Source organism: Paenibacillus sp. sgz302190, assembly GCF_059820445.1.
The window spans coordinates 24,046-42,499 of the sequence record NZ_JBZYAO010000030.1 but is presented as its reverse complement, the minus strand read 5'-3'; the positions used below and the strand labels follow the sequence as shown (position 1 = coordinate 42,499).

Genomic DNA, 18,454 nt, shown 5'->3' with positions numbered 1-18,454 from the left:
TGAAAACCCTCAATCATACATGATATATTTATGGGAAAAATGATGGGTGAGGGTTCGATGAGAAGCAAAATTAATCGAGTTAATTTAACGGATGAAATTTATCGGATTGTTAAAGAAGGCATACTGTCTCATAAATTAAAATCCGGAGAAAAAATAAACATTGACCAATTGGCACGCTCTCTGGAGGTAAGCAACATTCCTGTTCGCGAAGCGCTCTCCAGACTGCAATCGGAAGGGTATTTGCATGTTATTCCATTTAAAGGGATGTTTGTTAATCTAATGAGTATTAAAGACTTGAACGAATTATTTGAAATCAGATTGCAGCTTGAACCTCTGGCAGTAGAAAAGGCAACGCTTCTCATTCCCGATGACAAACTCAGGGGGCTGCTGGAAACAATGAATGCTCTTAAAATCAATGATTCCTCATACTCAGTTAACGGATTAGAGAGAATAACGGAAATGAATAGTTCCATACATGGTACTATCCTTGAATATTGTGATAATACAAATCTGAGGAATTTAGTTATTGGATATATTGAACAAATTCAAAGATATGTAAGCTTTATTCAATTAAATCTGGATGTAGATTTCACGAACGTGGAATGGTCGGAACATCATTCAATCTTAGAGAAATTAATGAAGCGGGATCCAAAAGGCGCCTCCGCAGCCATGATCCGTCATTTGCAAAGTTCCCAAAAAAGGACAAATGATCATTTTATTAACACGGGTAACTGAATTGACAATTGGGGGCCGAAGAATGATCGAAATATCAGGTAAGGAATCACAGGTCTCCGACGAAAAAAGAATCGTTTTTCTTGGCGACAGCATTACAGATGAAGGTACGTTTATCGCTTTTTTGGACGCATATTTCCATCTGTATGCTTCTAACATTCATTATACCTTAGTAAATCTGGGCGTTAGCAGCGAAACTGCCTCTGGATTAACAGAGCCGGATCATCCGTTTCCGCGTCCTTGTATCCTTGATCGACTGGCAAGGGCGCTGCAAGAAAGCAAGCCGGATTGGGTTGTTATGGGATATGGAATGAATGATGGCATCTACTCCCCATTTTCCCAAGAAAGGTTTCAAGCTTATCAAAATGGTATTCTTGCAGCAATCCGCACCATCCATCAATACGGAGCAAAAGCCTTCGTCATGACCCCTCCACCATTTGATCCAGAGTCTATAAGCGATTGCGTTCTATCTCGCGATGACCAAGAAGGATACAGCTATATAACTCCATACGAAAATTACAACAACGTGCTTCGAAACTATGCGAATTGGATACTTACTCTTGATATAATTGCCGATCAAGTTGTGAATATTTACGATCCGCTTCTTCAGATGAGAGAACTTGAACGAAAGATTAACCCTAGTTATCGTTCAGGTGATGGTATCCATCCTAACTCAGGCGGTCATTGGATAATAGCTACAACGTTATTAAGCAGTTTGTTTCATACATCTGTAAAACAAATTCCTGATTTTGTAGATCAACCGGAAAAATCGCAATTATTTCAGTTTGTTTTACAACGACACAGGATGTTAAGTTCCGCCTGGAAGGAGCATGTCGGCCATAGTAATCCTAATAAAGAGGAAGCCTTGCCTTTAGAAGTTGCCTTGAGCAGAGGTGAAGGAATAACAGCGCAAATTAAAGTGTGTGTTACGAATTCAAAAAAAAATTCATGATGATATATGATTTTTGAAAATTGCGCATCTTTTGATTGCGCAGTTTTTTTGTCGTTGAACAAGCTATATCCGCCTTCAATTTAATTCTGTATTGTAAACATTCATATTGCAATTGAAAAAAAGCTGTGATATATTATGTGTGTAAACGGTACCACATATTGAAATGCCAATAAATATTGGATTTTATTAAAGTTGCGGTAACGATACCATAAATATGAGGTTGGAAGTGAACCCAGGATGGCAACTATTCGCGATGTGGCCAAATTAGCCGGAGTCTCTGTTGCAACAGTATCTCGTTACTTAAATAAAAGCGGTTATGTAAACGCTGATACGGAATTGAAGCTAAAACATGCGATTGAAAAACTGAATTATATACCCAGTGTTGTTGCAAGGGGACTCGCTGGAAAAAGCACGAAAACAATTGCTTTAATTTTACCCGACATTTCAAATCCATTCTTTCCGGAACTGGCACGGGCGGTTGAAGATGTTGCCACTACATACGGATTCACCGTCATATTTTGCAATTCGGACAGTCAGGTCGGAAAAGAAAAGAAATATATAGATGCGTTGAAGAGTAAAAATATCGATGGGATTATTTTTGCCTCCAATACGCTGGGACTTGAAGATGTAGATAAAATGATGTCCTCTAACATTCCCTTTGTTTGTCTGGATAGGGCACCGACCAATACAACCTGCAGCGTTGTTCGTTCGAACAATCGTGAGGGTGGCCGACAAGCTGTAAAGCATCTTCTTGAGGCAGGCTGCAAGAAAATCGGGCACATTTATGGTCCCCAGGATCTGATCCCTGCAAAGGAGAGATTAATCGGATATGAAGAATCCGTACGAACGTTTGATTGGTTCAGCCCAAGCTTAATGGTTCAAGGGGATTTTGGGGTTCACGGTGGAATCCAAGCGACGGAACTGCTAATGAAGCGGCATCCTGATGTTGACGCTATTTTTGCCGGAAATGATTTAATGGCTGTCGGAGCTTTGAAAGCGCTGCATAGAATGGGCCTTAAAGTACCTGAACAAGTGGCTGTTTGCGGATTCGACGGTATTAACATGACCGAGATTACTGAGCCTGAATTAACTACAATCGCACAGCCCATCTATGATATGGGGGCTTTAGTTTCGAGGATTTTAATTAAGAAGATCGAAGGCACCATAGAAGAGGACAAAATTTATGAGCTGGATGTCAGAGTAATCCCAAGAGATTCAACGAAAAGGAGCAGATAACATGAAGGCGCCTCATATAGTTGTAATTGGCAGTTTGAATATGGATATCGTTATTGAAGCGGACAGATACCCGCAACCGGGAGAAACGATTCTTGGCTCAAACGCCAAATTCATACCGGGCGGCAAAGGTGCCAATCAAGCGGTTGCGGCCGCAAGGCTGGGAGCAAGAACGACGATGATCGGAGCTGTCGGAAATGACAGTTTCGGTCAAGAGCTTCTACAAGCTTTAGATAATAATAAGATTAGCAGAAACTCAGTTAAGATCGTGGATGGCACAGCATCCGGAATAGCTTCCATCTATCTTTCAAATGGAGACAATAGCATCGTCGTTGTCCCGGGCGCCAATCATCAATTGCTGCCAGGCGATATCGATCAGCATGACGACATTATCCAGGATGCGGATATTGTTCTGCTTCAGTTGGAGATTCCTTTAGAAACGGTTGTTCATGCTGCGAAAAAGGCAAAGTTATTTGGAAAGACGGTGGTCTTAAATCCGGCACCCGCTCAGTTGTTGCCAGATGAACTGTTAAGCAATGTAGATTACATCACTCCAAACCGATCTGAATTGTGCTTGCTTACAGGGATTCATGCAGATGGCGATGAGTTGGAAACAGCAATGACAAGCTTGATGCAAAAAGGGGCAAGCAACGTCATTACGACTCTGGGTGGTGACGGATCTGCCTTTTTAGAAAAAGGTGAGCTGCACAAAGTACCCGGTTATAAGGTGCCTGTTGTCGACACGACAGGGGCAGGGGATTCGTTTAATGCAGGTCTAGCTTTTTCGCTTGCCGGGCAAAATAACTTGGAACAATCCGTGTCATTTGCGGCGAAGGTATCTGCGCTGGCCGTTACGAAGTTTGGGGCTCAAGCCGGAATGCCAAGCATAGAGGAAGTGGAGCTATTTTCGAAAAATTCCAAGGGAGAATCAACATGAAAAAGATTGGAATTTTAAATAGCGAGATTTCTAAGGTGATCAGTGAACTTGGGCATACCGATACCATTGTCATTTGTGATAGCGGGCTGCCTATTCCTGCCCATGTAAAACGAATCGATCTGGCCTTGAAACAAGGCATTCCTTCTTTTATGGATTGTTTGGAAACCGTGCTTTTGGAAATGCAAGTTGAGCAGGCTTTCGTGGCCCGTGAAATGGAACAGGTAAGTTCCAAGCTAAAGAAGCAAATGGAACCATCGTTGAATGGGATAAATGTCTGCGAGGTCAGTCATGAAGAACTGAAGGCAATGACACATCAAGCTAAAGCAATTATAAGAACAGGCGAGTTTACTCCATATGCCAATGTCATTCTTCAGGCTGGAGTTATCTTCTGAAAGGAGGAATTGGAATGACGTCCAAGCTGTTGGAAATGAAGGGAATCAGTAAAAGCTTCCCTGGAGTTAAGGTGCTGGAACAAGTTGAATTCTCCCTGAATCGCGGAGAAGTTCATGCGTTGATGGGGGAAAACGGCGCCGGCAAATCTACGCTGATGAAAATATTGGGCGGGATTTATACAAAAGATAGTGGAACCGTTTCCGTTAGTGGAACTGTCTACGACATAAATACACCTTCTATGGCACAAAATTTAGGCATTGTTATTATTCATCAAGAGCTGAATATGATTCCGCACTTAACGGTTATGGAAAACATTTTTCTCGGTCGTGAATTCACTTACGGAAAGTCAAGGCTAATTAACTGGAAAAAGATGCGGCAGGAGTCCAATCGCTATTTATCCCAATTGGGCTTGAATATAGATCCGGGTACTATCGTCAATGAGCTTTCTGTAGGCCAGCAGCAAATGGTGGAAATTGCGAAAGCTTTATCAATGAATGCCGAAATTCTCGTTTTGGATGAGCCGACGGCTGCACTCACGGACCGTGAAATCGAAGCGTTATTCGAGGTCATCGCTTCATTGAAAGAGAAGGGTGTTGGAATGATCTATATTTCCCACCGGATGGAAGAAATATTCAGGATTTGCGATCAGGTCACGGTCATGCGGGATGGACATTATATTGGAACCGAATACATTGCAAATACGACGATGGACAAGCTCGTCAAAATGATGGTAGGCAGGGAAATTAAAGATCGTTTTCCTAAAGTGAAAGTCGCCCTTGGAGAAGAGAAACTGACGGTCAATGGGTTGACACAAAAAGGGAAGCTTCATGATATTTCCTTTTCAGTAAGAGCAGGGGAGATTGTAGGGATAGCCGGCCTAATGGGTGCCGGAAGAACCGAACTGGCGAAAGCACTATTTGGAATAACCCCGATTGATCGGGGGACGATATCCATTAACGGTCAACCGGTCTCGATTCGAAAACCGATTGATGCTATTCAAGCAGGTATTGGCTTAGTTACGGAAGACCGTAAAGATGAAGGTCTGCTCCTTGCTCATTCTGTTAACGACAACCTGGCCCTTCCGAACTTGAAGCTATTGTCCTCATTCGGTTTCATGAACCGTTCAAAGGAGAGGGAGCTGTCCGAATCCATGATTAAAAAGCTGCTGATCAAAACGCCGAACAGTGAGCAGAAGGTCGGCTCTCTTAGCGGAGGCAATCAGCAAAAGGTGGTTATCGGAAAGTGGTTGGCGACGAATCCGCAAGTACTAATCTTGGATGAGCCAACGCGCGGAGTCGATATCGGGGCGAAGAAAGAAATCTATGATCTTATGAATGAGCTTGCTTCGCAAGGCGTAGCTATTCTAATGATTTCGTCCGAGCTTCCCGAAGTGTTGGGAATGAGTGACCGCATACTCGTCATGCACGAGGGTAAAATAAGCGGTGAATTTAAGCAAGAAGAAGCAAATCAGGAAAACATTATGTTAAGTGCAACAGGGGGAGGGAACCGGCATGCAGGTTGATGGTAAAATTTTAAACAAACCCCAAATCGGTAAGTTTCAGAGTCTGGGACCTTTATTGGGATTGTTTCTGATAGTTGTAATTTTGTCGGTAGTTAGCGGTGATTTTTTAACCGTCGGTAATATTTTTAACGTTCTACGTCAAATTTCGATTAATGCTCTTATCGCCTTCGGTATGACCTTCGTTATTTTAACGGGAGGCATCGACCTTTCTGTAGGATCCGTACTGGCTTTATCAAGCACTTTTACGGCAGGCTTAATGGCAAGCGGTATGAATACGTGGCTGGCTGTAGGGATCGGTCTCATTGGAGGAATGGTCATGGGGGCGGTCAACGGTATTGTGATCACGAAAGGTAAGGTAGCTCCCTTTATCGCGACTTTGGCAACAATGACAGTATTCCGCGGACTCACCTTAGTTTATACGCAGGGAAAGCCAATCACGGGCTTCAAAGAGGATTTTGCCATATTAGGAAAGGGATATTTTCTGCAAATTCCAATGCCGATTATTTGGATGGTCATTGCATTTGCAGTATTATATATCATCTTAAAGCATACAACTTTTGGCCGGCGTGTTTATGCGCTCGGCAGCAACGAGGAGGCGACTTGGCTTTCAGGAATCAGCACATCGAGAGTAAAAATTATGGTGTACTCGATAAGCGGTTTATTAGCTGCAATTAGCGGTATCATTCTAACTTCCAGATTGAACTCCGCGCAACCGACAGCAGGAGGAGCGTTTGAACTGGATGCGATTGCAGCCGTCGTCCTTGGCGGAACTAGCTTATCAGGGGGAAAAGGTTGGATTGTCGGTACATTAATTGGCGCCATGATCATAGGCGTGTTGGATAACGGTCTTAACCTACTGAATGTATCGTCTTTTTATCAACAGGTTGTCAAAGGTATCGTAATCTTAATCGCAGTCCTGTTAGACCGATCAAAGTCTCGTAAATAAAATTCATTAAAGGGGAGTTTACAATGAAAAAAATGAATCTCATTTTGTCTGCCGTAGTAGCGGTGTTCCTGGTTCTGGCCGGCTGTTCGACGCAATCCAAGCTTGAGGAAGGAGCTTCCACGAAACCGTCTGCTACAACGGACAGCAAGGCGGCTGCCGGTAAAATGACAATCGGGCTTTCCGTTTCCACACTGAATAATCCGTTTTTCGTTACTTTGAAGGATGGTGCGGATAAAGCGGCAAAAGAAGCCGGCGCGAATTTAGTTGTAGTAGATGCGCAAAACGATACAGCGAAACAAATCAGCGGTATTGAAGATTTAATCCAGAAAAAAGTAAATATCATTCTGATAAACCCGACAGATAGCGATGCTATCGTAACTGCCGTACAAGCTGCAAATAAAGCCAATATTCCTGTCATTACAGTGGATCGCGCAGCAAATGGCGGACAAGTTGTTACACACATTGCATCTGACAATGTGAAAGGCGGCAAAATGGCAGGCGACTTTATTTTGAAAGCGCTTGGCGATAAAGGTAATCTTGTGGAACTTCAAGGAATTGCAGGAACTTCCGCAGCGCGTGACCGGGGGAAAGGTTTCCATGATGCTGTGGATGGAAAAGCCGGCGTAAAAGTAATTGCTTCCCAACCTGCTGATTTCGACCGTGCAAAAGGCCTTTCCGTTACGGAAAATATTTTGCAGGGAAATAAAGATGTTCAAGCTATATTTGCCCATAATGATGAAATGGCATTAGGTGCACTTCAAGCTATTCAAGCCTCGGGTAAAAATATTTTGGTCGTTGGTTTTGATGCTACAGATGACGCAGTGAAAGCCGTAAATGACGGGAAATTGGCAGCAACCGTTGCTCAGAAACCGGCATCCATCGGAGATACAGCGGTGAAAACAGCGTTGAAAGTGTTGAAAGGTGAACAAGTAGAGAAGTTTATTCCGGTAGATTTGGATTTGATCACGAAAAAATAAGAATCAGTAAATATTTTGCCAATTTGGCGAATATTGAGTGGCGATGAGCCACTCTTTTTGTTATTGTCAGGATAGAGTTAGATGTTAGTAAGATTGAAAAAATAACGGTAATCAAAGGAGACAGCCATGTGCCGAAATATCAAAACACTATTCAACTTCGATCCTCCCGCTACCGACGATGAGATTGAGGCAGCTTCGCTCCAATTCGTGAGAAAGATTTCGGGCTTCACCATGCCTTCTAAGGCGAACGAGGAGGCGTTCAATCGCGCCATTATGGAGGTGTCTGCGGTTGCCCGGACTCTGTTAGACTCACTGGTCACCAATGCCGAGCCACGCAATCGTGAGATCGAAATGGAACGCGCTCGTGCGAGATCTGCGAAAAGATTCGGCATCGGAGATGATTAAAATACATGGAGAAACACTTCAAGCCACCGAAAATCAAGCAACTGATCGAAACATAATTTGCAAGACGAGGATAGGGTTAACACGGCTCTATCTTTTTTTTCATGCCCATCAAAATGAAATGCTTCATGGAACCGAAATACTCTGGTTGGAATATCTGGACTATTACTATCTCATGTGTAAAAAGCAAGCTATGGGACGACTTGTTTCAAGTGGCAATTGAAAAGTCGACCACATACAAGGAATTTTATGGATAATTTGAAGCGGGGAATATATACTGAGGATACGGGTATTAGGTAAAAATTTTATAATTACAATTCAAGAAAATGAAGTGGATCGAGTAAGTTTGGTTTCATCATTTGTAGTTAGAGGTGATTTGATTGAAGACATTTGAAAAACGATTCAAAAAAGTAACTGTGAATGGTTTTCATTTCCATTGCGTAATTAATGAATATTTTAGAAATGAGTTTGTCTCTTTTCGGGTATATCCTAGTAATACCAAGACATCTTTTTTTGAAGTATTCTTCTCATGGAAAGAATCATGGTACTTCAACCTTAACTTACCATCTACATGTACAACTTTAATAAAGTATGCTATTGAAAATGGCTGGGTCTACGATCAGGAGAAACAACAGATGAGTATACGACACGGCGACTTTCTTAGAAAATTAATAGAATTACAAGATTGAATACAAAATTAAATGGAAAAAGATTTACAATGAAAACTGACTTTCATTGTATTAGACAGAGGTGAAATAAATGATTTGGGGAGTGATTAGTCAATGACGACATCTTGCGAAATGGAACTAATTCAACGAAGGATTGAAGATGGAGATACTTCCTTGACTGATAACGATATTGTTGAAAAGTATATTTCTTGGCTTCCTAGCTACAATTGTACTACAGCCGCGGAAGGATATTTTTCATTTCTTTCGTCAGTTGCAACATACAAACCTCAATTAATCGAGCCTCTTTTAAAGAAAGCAGTAGAACCAGTTTACTTTTTAGGTTATGAGAATTCCGAGGGTATTATTAGCTGGGCGAGTAAATTTACTGAAAGTAAGAATGTTATCTACATGCCTTCTGATTTAGGTAAAGTATGGCTACTTCAAGAATTACCAAATTACAAAGAATTCATTGGAAAATGTCTGATAGAATATATGAATGAATAAAAATCAGGATTTGATTAGAGGAGCATGGATGAAGATTTTCTTTTCCATAGTACTTTGATGATTTCCCCACTAATGGAACAATACGTTCCTGCAGCTCTACGATGAGCGATACAGTGATTATTAATTTTGAAATGAATTCATTAATCGGAGGGGCTTGGATGAAAAGCAAGCAGTATTCCATTTGGATTGAGGCGGAACAGTGGGCTGAAGGAGAGTGGAACATCCATGATGATAACACTGATGCAATAGTCATGTTTGAAGATGGCTCAAGATGGGTTGCTTCATTTTATACATACAAAAACATTCAAACGCTTGCTGAAAAGAATCAACATACTGGCGAATGCTTACATGGAAAGTACTATTGGGGAAGTGACATGCTACTTGTAGATGAGTGTAGTCGTAATCGCATTGAAGAAGTGATTGAACATCTAATAACCCAAGGTGATTTTGAAATGATATTCGATAAGTGTAATGAATCCATTTGTACGAATGAAAGCACTATTTTATAGAAGGGTTAGGTCGATGGGCCTATGACCAATTTGGTACCTCAATATCTCTTTCACTATTTTGAGAAATCCCAAGGGGAATTCAAGGGTTTATCAAGCCTGTCAGTTTCAGAAGCAGAGGTAGTTTTGACGGAATACGCCAAAAAAATAAAACATTCGCAAGTAAAAGAGCAGACAATTATATTGAAGTACGCTTTGAATTAGAGAGTAAGATTAGACAGTTATTTATTCAGAAGGGTGGCGAACCCAAAACTAAGTTTCCTTATTACATGACACTAGGTTCATGCGCTTGGCTAAAGGAATGGTATATAGAAGGCAGCCTAGTTCAAATACCGCTAACATTGCTCGATTCGAAAACAATCAGTTTCACTTACGGTGACTCATTTCCCGCCATGCGTTTTCAAGATGGCAAGCCCTATAGAGGACAAGTGTACGCCATAGAGGAACTTCCAAGATTGATTGAAACTTTTGGTTTGCCCCAAATCTGGAATAATGATGGTAAATTAGGACCTGAAAGATATATAGAAGCACAAGTTTGGGATGATATCGTATTGGAATACAGGTAAAAGAGCAATTTTATGTGAGGTGAAACATAATGCAGAAAGCATTAATTCTGTATGCTTACACTGAAAAAAAGAATAACTTAAATGAACTCAACCAATTATTGAATGAGGGATGGAAAGTAATTAGTCAAAGTGCAATGGGGGGCGGTGGTGGAAACAGCTTTGTATTTTCTTTGGTGATTTTAGAAAAAGTGTAAATAACATAAAACATGGATTTTATTGAACTAGGCAGCATACCTCTGTTGGGGAGATAGTGGTAAGAAGGTTATTGGTTGAAGAATGGGAGGAAGATAGTGTGGGTTCAAGAATAATGCACGTGATTATTGCTCATAGAATTGCAGAGTGTCTGTCGATAGATGATAGAACACCATTTTTACTTGGAAGTATTGCTCCAGATGCTGTTTCACCAAAGGACACATCACATTTCTATGTAGGTGATCCACGAGATTATTCTAGAAGCATTGATTACAATGGATTTTTATATAAATATAGTTCACATGAGGAAAGTTATTATATATTAGGGTATTTTACACATTTAATCGCTGATCATATATGGTTGAAAGGTTTTTATTTACCGTGGTTGAGAAAGAGAATGGAAACTAATAAAGAAGTATTAAATTTGTACCATAATGATTTCAGATTACTAAATGGGAAATTATTGGAATACTATGGCTTCAAAGATGAATTGGGAAAAACGCTTTTTTCTATTCCAACAATTTTTGATTTACAAGAGGTTAAGTATAAAGATGTCGAAGAATTCATCCATATGTATTGGGAGATTTGGAGTATGATACGAAAGTAGTAAATGAAAAACTAAATATATTTACGTTTGATCAGATAGTTGGTTATATAGAGACATCAGTTGATGTGGGGTTATTGAATATAAAACATTATTCCTCAACGAAAAGATAACGATAGTTCAATAAAAGAGAAGTTTCATGATAAATATGCCTTAGAAATAATATAAATTTTCTAGAAAACTAATATTTTATGAGGTAATATGACTTATCAGATACCCGATTATTTTAGATATGACTTTGAGGATAATGATAGTAAATATATCAAGAAACAGCGTTATGAACTCGCGGCAATTGAGAATGAGTGGCCGTTCATTCCTGAAAGATATGGTTATTATCCAATTGATAGTTTTACAGCTAGTCACAGAGGTTTCTATTGTTTGTATGAAGTTGATGACCAACAACTACTTCTCAAGTCTTTCTTTGTAAATTTGGACTGCTCGGTTTACAATCCTCCTAACTTGAATGGTGTTTCTGGAAAGAATAATAATGGCGTTTTCTGGGAGTATAAAGAAGTGGACTTACCTATAGAGTATTCGGGAGGCATTATTCTATGTGATGAGTTAGTAGGTCAAGGCTATTTATTTAATGGTTATGATTGGACACATCATTTTCAATATGTTACCGAGTTACGGTTTGAAAACGGCTTTCTGAAAAGAAAAATAGATCACAGTGAAACGATGAAAGAGATTAGGGGTTTTACGGAATTAGATTTCAAAGATAAGGAAGATCTAGTAGTTGATCATTTTTCAAAATACTCAGGGAAATGGATTGATTATTACAAATAAAATAATACTTTCGTTAGAAAAGGAAAACTGGTCTCTGACAAACGAGTTTATATTATGCGCGAACATAACTGGTCTTTCGCTGCATGGGAAATATCAGAATCGAAGGTGAAATTGGCGAGAAAGCTTTGGTTGTACATGTATTTAATGAGTCCGACAATTTTGAACCGATATTAATGCCAATGCACGAAGTTAGAGAATGTGTTGATAAATTAATAAAATTGTATACGTGGGATTTGATCACTATTGCAATTTCACCTTACTATTGTGGGGGAATATTAGAAGCTGAGTCATTATTGGATAAAGTATTAAAAACAATGGGAATAAATTTGTTACAATTGCGACGCTGGTAATAAAACGAGTCTTTTATTAGGAGATTGAAACTAAGTTTCGGAGTTTATGTCGGGAGAATGTCCATGAGTTATTACGAAGAAGCTGTTAAGAGAATTAAGAATGTGGATGCGAATCTATATATTGGAATATCAAAAAAAAGATATGAAGAGGTAAGATCTAGAGGGGAATATGAAGCAGATTCTATATTAATTGCTGAGTATTATCGAAGAGTTGGCGTTTTTTTGCGGTTTATCTCAAAGGAAGCCACAAGTATTTATATGGGAATGGACTTGTTAATTGGTTATAAAATGGACGAAAATGAATGGGACAATTTCCTAATAACATTTCCAAACCTTAAAGAGATCGATATTTTGCTTATGAAAATATTAAGCATCCACTATCTGAGATGGTGTTCTCTGCTTGATAGTGGTAACTTGATTGCATTACGGTTCCCATATATATATGAACCGATGATCAAATTGTTTGAAAGAGGCGGCGGACAGATTAGCACACATCACCACGAACTTGTTGGCGGATTTGGAGCTTTTTCTCGTTCAATTGATGCAAGAAGAGGCGACATGAAACCTTTCGACATAAGTGATCATGCTCTTAAGCTTATAATCAATGAGGTAGCACACGCAGAAGCGTATCTGGCCGAGTATAAAAGAGGTAGTCGAACAGAATATACTTGTACACGCTGTGGCAGCAGATTATTGATTCAGTCAAACATAACTGACTATGGTTATCAATGGTATAAAATTAAGTGTGAATCTGATGATTGTTTTAATAATAATTTCTCATGATATTTCAAAAAGAAACGAATCTTTTATCGCACAAAAGGAGTACGTAATATTGTAACGTCTTTGTAAAGGACAATAAACTTCATGAAGGAAGTCAAATGGAAAACAAATTAATTTTATATGGTTTCAAGAAAACTCCTTACTCTCATTCTTTTGTGCCTGTTCCTGATATTATTAATGCGGAATTTAAGGATGCGACAGTGATTAACGAGCACTACAGTAAGGAAAAAGTGATCTATCAGATTTACTACTTGGACGAAAACTATTATGAATTTATCATCCGAATTATCATCTTATATCCCGATGATTCAATTACCATTATGGCAGATGAAGCTAATATAGCACTCAGAACTTATCAAGCCTTGTATAATAAGTTGCTAAATGGAGACTCAGGTTAAATAAACGAAATTAATGAAGCAAACATGAAATCGAAGTTTCATGGGGAGTGACTAGTTAATGACGACATCTTGCGAAATTCAACAGCGTATGTATTAGTTCGTGGGCAAGTGACACTGCGTGAAGACCCTTTTTTATCACCATGTATGCCAGTAATTGAAGACGAATGTTTTTGAATGATTACACGATTTTATTTGAAGGATGAAATGAATGACGATACCCATTTTTCGGTATTTCATGAATCAATATCGTGATTTACTGCAAATGTCGCTTGCAGACAACATAGCACTTTTCGGCGAGTCAGAGTCAGAGCAGACAAAGAAAGAACTTCTTAAAGAAATTAAAATGATTGAGGAACATCTAAAACTGGAAGATTGGGAAATGGATAACTTTGTCGCTCTTTTATGTAATAAATACAGCAAGAGGGGGATTAAAAAGATTGTTCAAACTATACAGAGAGAGTTAAAAGTATAAAAAATGAAATTGACAGAACTAAGAAAGATATGGTTCATGATGCTGACGCTACATTTATCTTGAAAATAGCTACTCAAATTAAATGATTTTTAGAAAGGAAGAGAACAATTTTGAATAATAACAACATGAATGGAACTCTAGGTCCCCAATTAGAACTCGTTAAAAATGAAGGAAATTCTTTTAGTCAACCTGTTTGGCAATTTATATTGTTATCTCTACTCACGTTTGGAATCTATGATATTTATTGGTATTATCGCAATTGGAAGCATTTAAAAGTTTATAAAAATTTAGAATTTAGTCCTGGTTGGAGAACAGTAGGTTTGTTTATCCCCATTTATGGATTCATAGTCATTTATCATGCCCATAAAGATTATCGGGATTTAATAAAAGAAGAAGGAATAAATCGAGATATTTATCCCGGACTTATTGTCCTAGTGATTATTGTTACTTATGCTTTAGCTAAATTACCCGATCCTTATTGGGTATTAAGTTTTTTAGGAATAATCCCTCTAGCTCTAGTTCAAAGAACATTAAATGAATTGTGGAGTAAAGTGCAACCAGATTTAACTCATAGAACAGGATTAAGCGGTAAACAAATTTGTATTGTGGTATTGGGGGCATTAGTTTGGGTTTTAACTATTATGGGAATGATTTTTCCAGAATAACTACAGATATGCGTTAGAATCTTTTGATTGTTCAGCACATGCCGAGTTAATAATTGATCTTTTATTAAGCGAAGATAGTTTTGAAGTAAGCAGATAATCATTTTTACTACTAGAGTCCAATGTAAAAAGCACATGTTCATTGTCATCCGTTTGGCGATGAAAGAATCTTTGCTCATTTGGCTTTTAAGCAATACATGATTGAGCATCCAGACGACGCAAAAGCCTATGGAGAATTAAAGCTGAAACTTGCCGCGCAGTTTCCCAACGATATTCATTTGTATCAGAGTGGAAAAGAAAACTTTCTTAGTGAGATGGTCAATAGCGCGATGATATGGGCCAAGAAAAGAGACGAAAAATTTTATGATAATCATGATTAATGGCGCATTTGGAGTTGGAAAGACAACTGTGGCGTCCAAATTGCTTGAAAGAATACCCAATAGCATGTTGTTTGATCCTGAAGAGGTTGGCTACATGCTTAGAAAGATAATAACGGATGAAATGAAAGACAACGGTGAGCGAACAGACAACTTTCAAGATTTATCGTTATGGAGAGTGCTTGTAGTTCAAGTGGCACAAGCGCTTAAGGCGAAGTACAATAAGAATTTGATCGTACCGATGACGATTTATAATCAGAATTATTTTCGTTACATTTATGAGGGGTACAGGGAAATTGATAATCAGATATACCATTTTTGCTTAATGGCTAAGAAAGACACGATATATGAACGCTTGAGGAAGCGTGGTGAAACTGAAGGAAATTGGTGCTTCCAGCAGACGGAGAAATGCTTGGATGTATTTCCAGACAAATGCTTTGAGGAGCATATTCATACGGATGAGATGAACATTGAAGATGTAATAGAAGTAATTGTAAGCCAAATCAATTGATACAGCACGAGAAAAACATTCTAATGAAAGAGTAGTAGGTACAGTTGATGCCATGGTAAATAAAAATAATTTGCTTCAAACGTCTGCGATAAGGCTTATAAAAGGGCAGATTTATTAAACTAGGAGAGCGAATATCGGTGATACATATTGGATTGGACTTCGATGATACATTAATGGACACAAGATAATCTATTGTGAGTGTTTTTAATAAACAATATAATCGCAATATCATGTTCGATAAGATAATTGATGATTTAGTAACACAAAATGAAGACTCCGTTAATAAAACATGGATTTCATATATGTAATCGCTTAGAAAACATCGTAAAAGATTATGCGAAAAAAATATTGACCTTTACCTTGGGGAAATCTTTTATGATATATGCAGAATCCTAACGAAAAAAAGAAAGGAGATTCTTGTAGTGTTAACAATAGGTCAAATGGCTGGTATATTCAACGTGTCCACAAAGACGCTACGCCATTACGATACCATCGAATTGTTTAGTCCTATTAAAACTGGTGAGGATAATCAGTACCGCTATTACGGTCTTGGACAGCTTGCTGAACTTCGACGGATTATCTGGTTACGGTCTATGGGTGTTAGTGTGGAAACGATTCGTGCTTTGAAATTGAGTGGAGTTTTACAAGACGATGAGAAAGTTAAGCCTATGTTAGAAGAACATGCACAAAAAATCCGTTATGAAATAGAACGACAAAATCAATTGTTAATCAGTTTAGAACGAATGATGAATCATTTTAATAAAACAGGAGGAATTAAAATGGAGCCTAAGGTATTGAAAAAGGCATCTTTTACTGTCGTAGGTTTAAATTGGAGCAATCAGGAGTTAAATGAAGGCATCGGGATACCAATGCACTGGAATCGTTTCATGTCACGAGCGCACGAAGTAACTGGAAGGACGAATCCAAACGAACTTTACGGCATCGGTATTCCACAAGAATCAGGCGAATTTGTTTACATCGCTGGATTTGAAGCTTCGCCAGAGAAAATTCCAGAGGGCATGGTCGCAGTCACAGTGCCAGAACAAACTTATGCCATTTTTACCCACACAGGGAATCTTGATCACATCTGGGAAACCAAAGAAACAATTTACAGTACACTTCTTCCACAGTATGGTCTCGTACCATCCAATACAATAGTATATGAGTTATACGACCATCGCTTTAGAGGTCCCCACCATCCGGAAACGCAGATTGATCTTTATGTACCTGTACAATGAAAGAGAAGTAAGGTGAAGGAGGGAGTAGAATGCAGTTACGTGAATCAGGAATTATCCTATTTTGTGAGCGGTTTGATGCTGCAGTAGAGTTTTATACAGACAAGATGGGTTCTTAATATCCGTGAGCAAAAAGAAGATCTAGCTGTACTTGATTTTGGTGGCAGTTATCTTATGATTGAGGATAATGGTATTGCATCTGTAACAGCAAAGATAAGAGCGCAAAATCCAACGGTGATAAGATTTAACGTTTATGATTTTGATGAAACAGTTCAAGAAATGATTGAGCGTGGGGTAACTGTTGAAGTTCACTCACTTAATTGGGGCAAGATATCTTGATAAGAGAAGCCCTTCCACAAGACAAAGATGCAATTCAGCGACTTTATGAAATTTTAGTTCCAAATGAACCAATCAATGTGTTGCCAGAACGTATTGAGCAGATTCGAAATGATGCAAACAACTTTCTATACGTGTATGAGGAAGCAGGGCATGTTCTAGCAACAGTATTTTTAACAATCTGTCTTGACCCTATGTTTGGGTTTCGATCTTACGGGGTAATTGAAAACCTTATTGTTGATGAATCATTACGTGGAAAAGGTATTGGGAAGAAGTTATTAAATCATATTGAACAGGAGAATAATGGAGGGGACTGCTTCTTATTGATGCTTCAAAGCAATTCCCTTCGTTTGGATGCACATAAATTCTTCGAAGCTAATGGTTTTAAGGGTTCAATAAGTAAAGGATTTAAAAAATATTTAAAGGGTAATAAATAGGGTTCTGTGAACCATACATAAAACTCCAATTTTATATAATATCAGGATTCATCCTAAATATCATAAAAGAGTTTATAGCGAAAGAGGGGAACCAATATGGTTGCAGGTATTTTATCAATAATTTATCCTGGTACTGGCCAACTATATAATGGACAAATCAGAAAATGGTTTAATTATACTTGTCTTCAAATTTTATTGACTATGCTTTTTCCTCCAATATTAAGGATAGCGTTGTTGTTCACAAGTTATTTAACTTTTGTTGGAATTTTTACTCTAATATTGCTTCCATTTGCTATTGCTCCTGTTGGTTTACTTTTATATGGTTTTATATATTTGCCAAGAAATTTTGCATATGAAGATGCTATTATGACAGCAGAAATTCTGGCATTAAACCAAGAAACGAAATACAAGGGGCATTTTAATAGCTTACAATTATTTGTAATTGTTGCTTTAGTTGCATTAATTGAAATATTAATAGCGCTATTTTTGTTCAAGTATTTTTGGGAAATAACTGAGCATATGATTTGGTAATTTTAAATTATTGAATCTGAATGTCATAGTGGATTATTTATCAAAGAGTTACTGGGCAAGCAAGAGACCCATAAAAAGAATAAGAAAATCAATTGAAAACTCAATTTGTTATGGAGTATATCACGGAAGTAAGCAAATTGGATTTGCCCGAGTAGTAACAGACGGTGCAACAATGTATTGGTTATGCGATGTATATATTGATGAAGAGTACAGAGGAAAAAACATTGGGAAGAAATTAATCGAATCACTAACAACATCAGAAGAACTAAAGGAGTTAACAGGGATTTTAGGAACACAAGATGCACATGGGCTATACGAATCGATTCCTAGAAGTCCTTTATTTCAGTATTCTGCACGATTTATGGCTTTCACGAGTAACGATGATGACTAAAGGAAAAAGCATATTCAAGGGAGCGCCTCTTTTACGGCGTTCCCTTTTTATATA

General features: G+C 38.5%; 25 protein-coding genes and 2 pseudogenes. All 27 read left to right on the top strand.

The annotated features are described in order from the left end of the window. Positions 1–57 precede the first annotated feature (57 nt). The 27 genes and pseudogenes from AC6RNO_RS26295 (at position 58) to AC6RNO_RS26165 (ending at position 18,400) form a co-directional block, all read left to right on the top strand. Positions 58–735 carry an FCD domain-containing protein gene (locus AC6RNO_RS26295; protein WP_497107304.1) on the top strand — a complete coding sequence of 226 codons (678 nt, stop codon included), beginning with the start codon at positions 58–60 and terminating at the stop codon, positions 733–735. 22 nt (positions 736–757) lie between these two features. Continuing rightward, positions 758–1,684, top strand: coding sequence for a GDSL-type esterase/lipase family protein (locus AC6RNO_RS26290; protein WP_497107303.1), 927 nt, complete (start codon positions 758–760; stop codon positions 1,682–1,684). A gap of 237 nt (positions 1,685–1,921) precedes the next feature. Beyond that, on the top strand, positions 1,922–2,920 hold the full coding sequence (locus AC6RNO_RS26285; RefSeq protein ID WP_497107302.1) for a substrate-binding domain-containing protein: 999 nt from the start codon (positions 1,922–1,924) through the stop codon (positions 2,918–2,920). Between the two features lies 1 nt (position 2,921). After that, positions 2,922–3,854 (top strand): ribokinase, encoded by a 933-nt coding sequence (gene rbsK, locus AC6RNO_RS26280; RefSeq protein WP_474681300.1) that lies wholly within the window; start codon positions 2,922–2,924, stop codon positions 3,852–3,854. After that, complete coding sequence (rbsD, locus tag AC6RNO_RS26275; protein WP_497107301.1) at positions 3,851–4,246, top strand: D-ribose pyranase; 396 nt, start codon at positions 3,851–3,853, stop codon at positions 4,244–4,246. The genes rbsK and rbsD overlap by 4 nt, the downstream gene beginning before the upstream one ends. 14 nt (positions 4,247–4,260) lie before the next feature. After that, positions 4,261–5,769, top strand: coding sequence for an ATP-binding cassette domain-containing protein (locus AC6RNO_RS26270; RefSeq protein ID WP_497107300.1), 1,509 nt, complete (start codon positions 4,261–4,263; stop codon positions 5,767–5,769). After that, a complete protein-coding gene (locus tag AC6RNO_RS26265; protein ID WP_474681297.1) occupies positions 5,759–6,715 on the top strand; it encodes an ABC transporter permease in 957 nt (318 codons plus the stop codon). The genes AC6RNO_RS26270 and AC6RNO_RS26265 overlap by 11 nt, the downstream gene beginning before the upstream one ends. A 23-nt stretch (positions 6,716–6,738) precedes the next feature. Continuing rightward, a complete protein-coding gene (gene rbsB / locus AC6RNO_RS26260; protein ID WP_474681296.1) occupies positions 6,739–7,692 on the top strand; it encodes a ribose ABC transporter substrate-binding protein RbsB in 954 nt (317 codons plus the stop codon). Positions 7,693–7,818: 126 nt separating this feature from the next. Continuing rightward, on the top strand, positions 7,819–8,097 hold the full coding sequence (locus tag AC6RNO_RS26255; RefSeq protein ID WP_497107299.1) for a DUF2277 family protein: 279 nt from the start codon (positions 7,819–7,821) through the stop codon (positions 8,095–8,097). Positions 8,098–8,876: 779 nt separating this feature from the next. Next, on the top strand, positions 8,877–9,266 hold the full coding sequence (locus AC6RNO_RS26250; protein ID WP_474681293.1) for a hypothetical protein: 390 nt from the start codon (positions 8,877–8,879) through the stop codon (positions 9,264–9,266). A gap of 158 nt (positions 9,267–9,424) precedes the next feature. Continuing rightward, the gene (locus AC6RNO_RS26245; protein WP_497107298.1) at positions 9,425–9,775 is read left to right on the top strand and encodes a hypothetical protein; all 351 of its coding nucleotides are present in this window, start codon (positions 9,425–9,427) and stop codon (positions 9,773–9,775) included. Positions 9,776–10,367: 592 nt separating this feature from the next. Next, on the top strand, positions 10,368–10,532 hold the full coding sequence (locus AC6RNO_RS26240) for a hypothetical protein (protein WP_497107297.1): 165 nt from the start codon (positions 10,368–10,370) through the stop codon (positions 10,530–10,532). Between the two features lie 98 nt (positions 10,533–10,630). Further along, positions 10,631–11,247: pseudogene (locus AC6RNO_RS26235) on the top strand (zinc dependent phospholipase C family protein). 88 nt (positions 11,248–11,335) lie between these two features. Beyond that, positions 11,336–11,920, top strand: a complete 585-nt coding sequence (locus tag AC6RNO_RS26230) for a hypothetical protein (RefSeq protein WP_497107296.1) — start codon at positions 11,336–11,338, stop codon at positions 11,918–11,920. 83 nt (positions 11,921–12,003) lie between these two features. Continuing rightward, the gene (locus tag AC6RNO_RS26225) at positions 12,004–12,270 is read left to right on the top strand and encodes a hypothetical protein (RefSeq protein ID WP_497107295.1); all 267 of its coding nucleotides are present in this window, start codon (positions 12,004–12,006) and stop codon (positions 12,268–12,270) included. Positions 12,271–12,333: 63 nt separating this feature from the next. Further along, on the top strand, positions 12,334–13,053 hold the full coding sequence (locus AC6RNO_RS26220; RefSeq protein WP_497107294.1) for a hypothetical protein: 720 nt from the start codon (positions 12,334–12,336) through the stop codon (positions 13,051–13,053). A gap of 95 nt (positions 13,054–13,148) precedes the next feature. Beyond that, the gene (locus AC6RNO_RS26215; RefSeq protein WP_497107293.1) at positions 13,149–13,448 is read left to right on the top strand and encodes a hypothetical protein; all 300 of its coding nucleotides are present in this window, start codon (positions 13,149–13,151) and stop codon (positions 13,446–13,448) included. 69 nt (positions 13,449–13,517) lie between these two features. Continuing rightward, positions 13,518–13,622, top strand: coding sequence for an Imm7 family immunity protein (locus tag AC6RNO_RS26210; RefSeq protein WP_497107292.1), 105 nt, complete (start codon positions 13,518–13,520; stop codon positions 13,620–13,622). 34 nt (positions 13,623–13,656) lie between these two features. Next, complete coding sequence (locus AC6RNO_RS26205) at positions 13,657–13,920, top strand: hypothetical protein (RefSeq protein WP_497107291.1); 264 nt, start codon at positions 13,657–13,659, stop codon at positions 13,918–13,920. A gap of 110 nt (positions 13,921–14,030) precedes the next feature. Beyond that, complete coding sequence (locus AC6RNO_RS26200) at positions 14,031–14,585, top strand: DUF4234 domain-containing protein (protein WP_497107290.1); 555 nt, start codon at positions 14,031–14,033, stop codon at positions 14,583–14,585. 140 nt (positions 14,586–14,725) lie between these two features. Beyond that, a pseudogene (locus AC6RNO_RS26195) lies at positions 14,726–14,962 on the top strand (GrpB family protein); the annotation flags it as partial. Next, positions 14,946–15,470, top strand: coding sequence for an AAA family ATPase (locus tag AC6RNO_RS26190; RefSeq protein WP_497107289.1), 525 nt, complete (start codon positions 14,946–14,948; stop codon positions 15,468–15,470). The pseudogene AC6RNO_RS26195 and the gene AC6RNO_RS26190, both read left to right, overlap by 17 nt. Before the next feature lie 422 nt (positions 15,471–15,892). After that, on the top strand, positions 15,893–16,708 hold the full coding sequence (locus AC6RNO_RS26185; protein WP_497107288.1) for a GyrI-like domain-containing protein: 816 nt from the start codon (positions 15,893–15,895) through the stop codon (positions 16,706–16,708). Positions 16,709–16,879: 171 nt separating this feature from the next. Next, positions 16,880–17,044: a hypothetical protein gene (locus tag AC6RNO_RS26180; RefSeq protein ID WP_497107287.1), complete on the top strand. Its 165-nt coding sequence runs from the start codon at positions 16,880–16,882 to the stop codon at positions 17,042–17,044. Continuing rightward, positions 17,041–17,478, top strand: coding sequence for a GNAT family N-acetyltransferase (locus tag AC6RNO_RS26175; RefSeq protein ID WP_497107286.1), 438 nt, complete (start codon positions 17,041–17,043; stop codon positions 17,476–17,478). Before AC6RNO_RS26180 ends, AC6RNO_RS26175 begins: the two co-directional genes overlap by 4 nt. 96 nt (positions 17,479–17,574) lie before the next feature. After that, positions 17,575–18,009, top strand: a complete 435-nt coding sequence (locus tag AC6RNO_RS26170) for a hypothetical protein (protein WP_497107285.1) — start codon at positions 17,575–17,577, stop codon at positions 18,007–18,009. 10 nt (positions 18,010–18,019) lie between these two features. Beyond that, positions 18,020–18,400, top strand: a complete 381-nt coding sequence (locus AC6RNO_RS26165; protein WP_497107284.1) for a GNAT family N-acetyltransferase — start codon at positions 18,020–18,022, stop codon at positions 18,398–18,400. Positions 18,401–18,454: the final 54 nt, after the last annotated feature.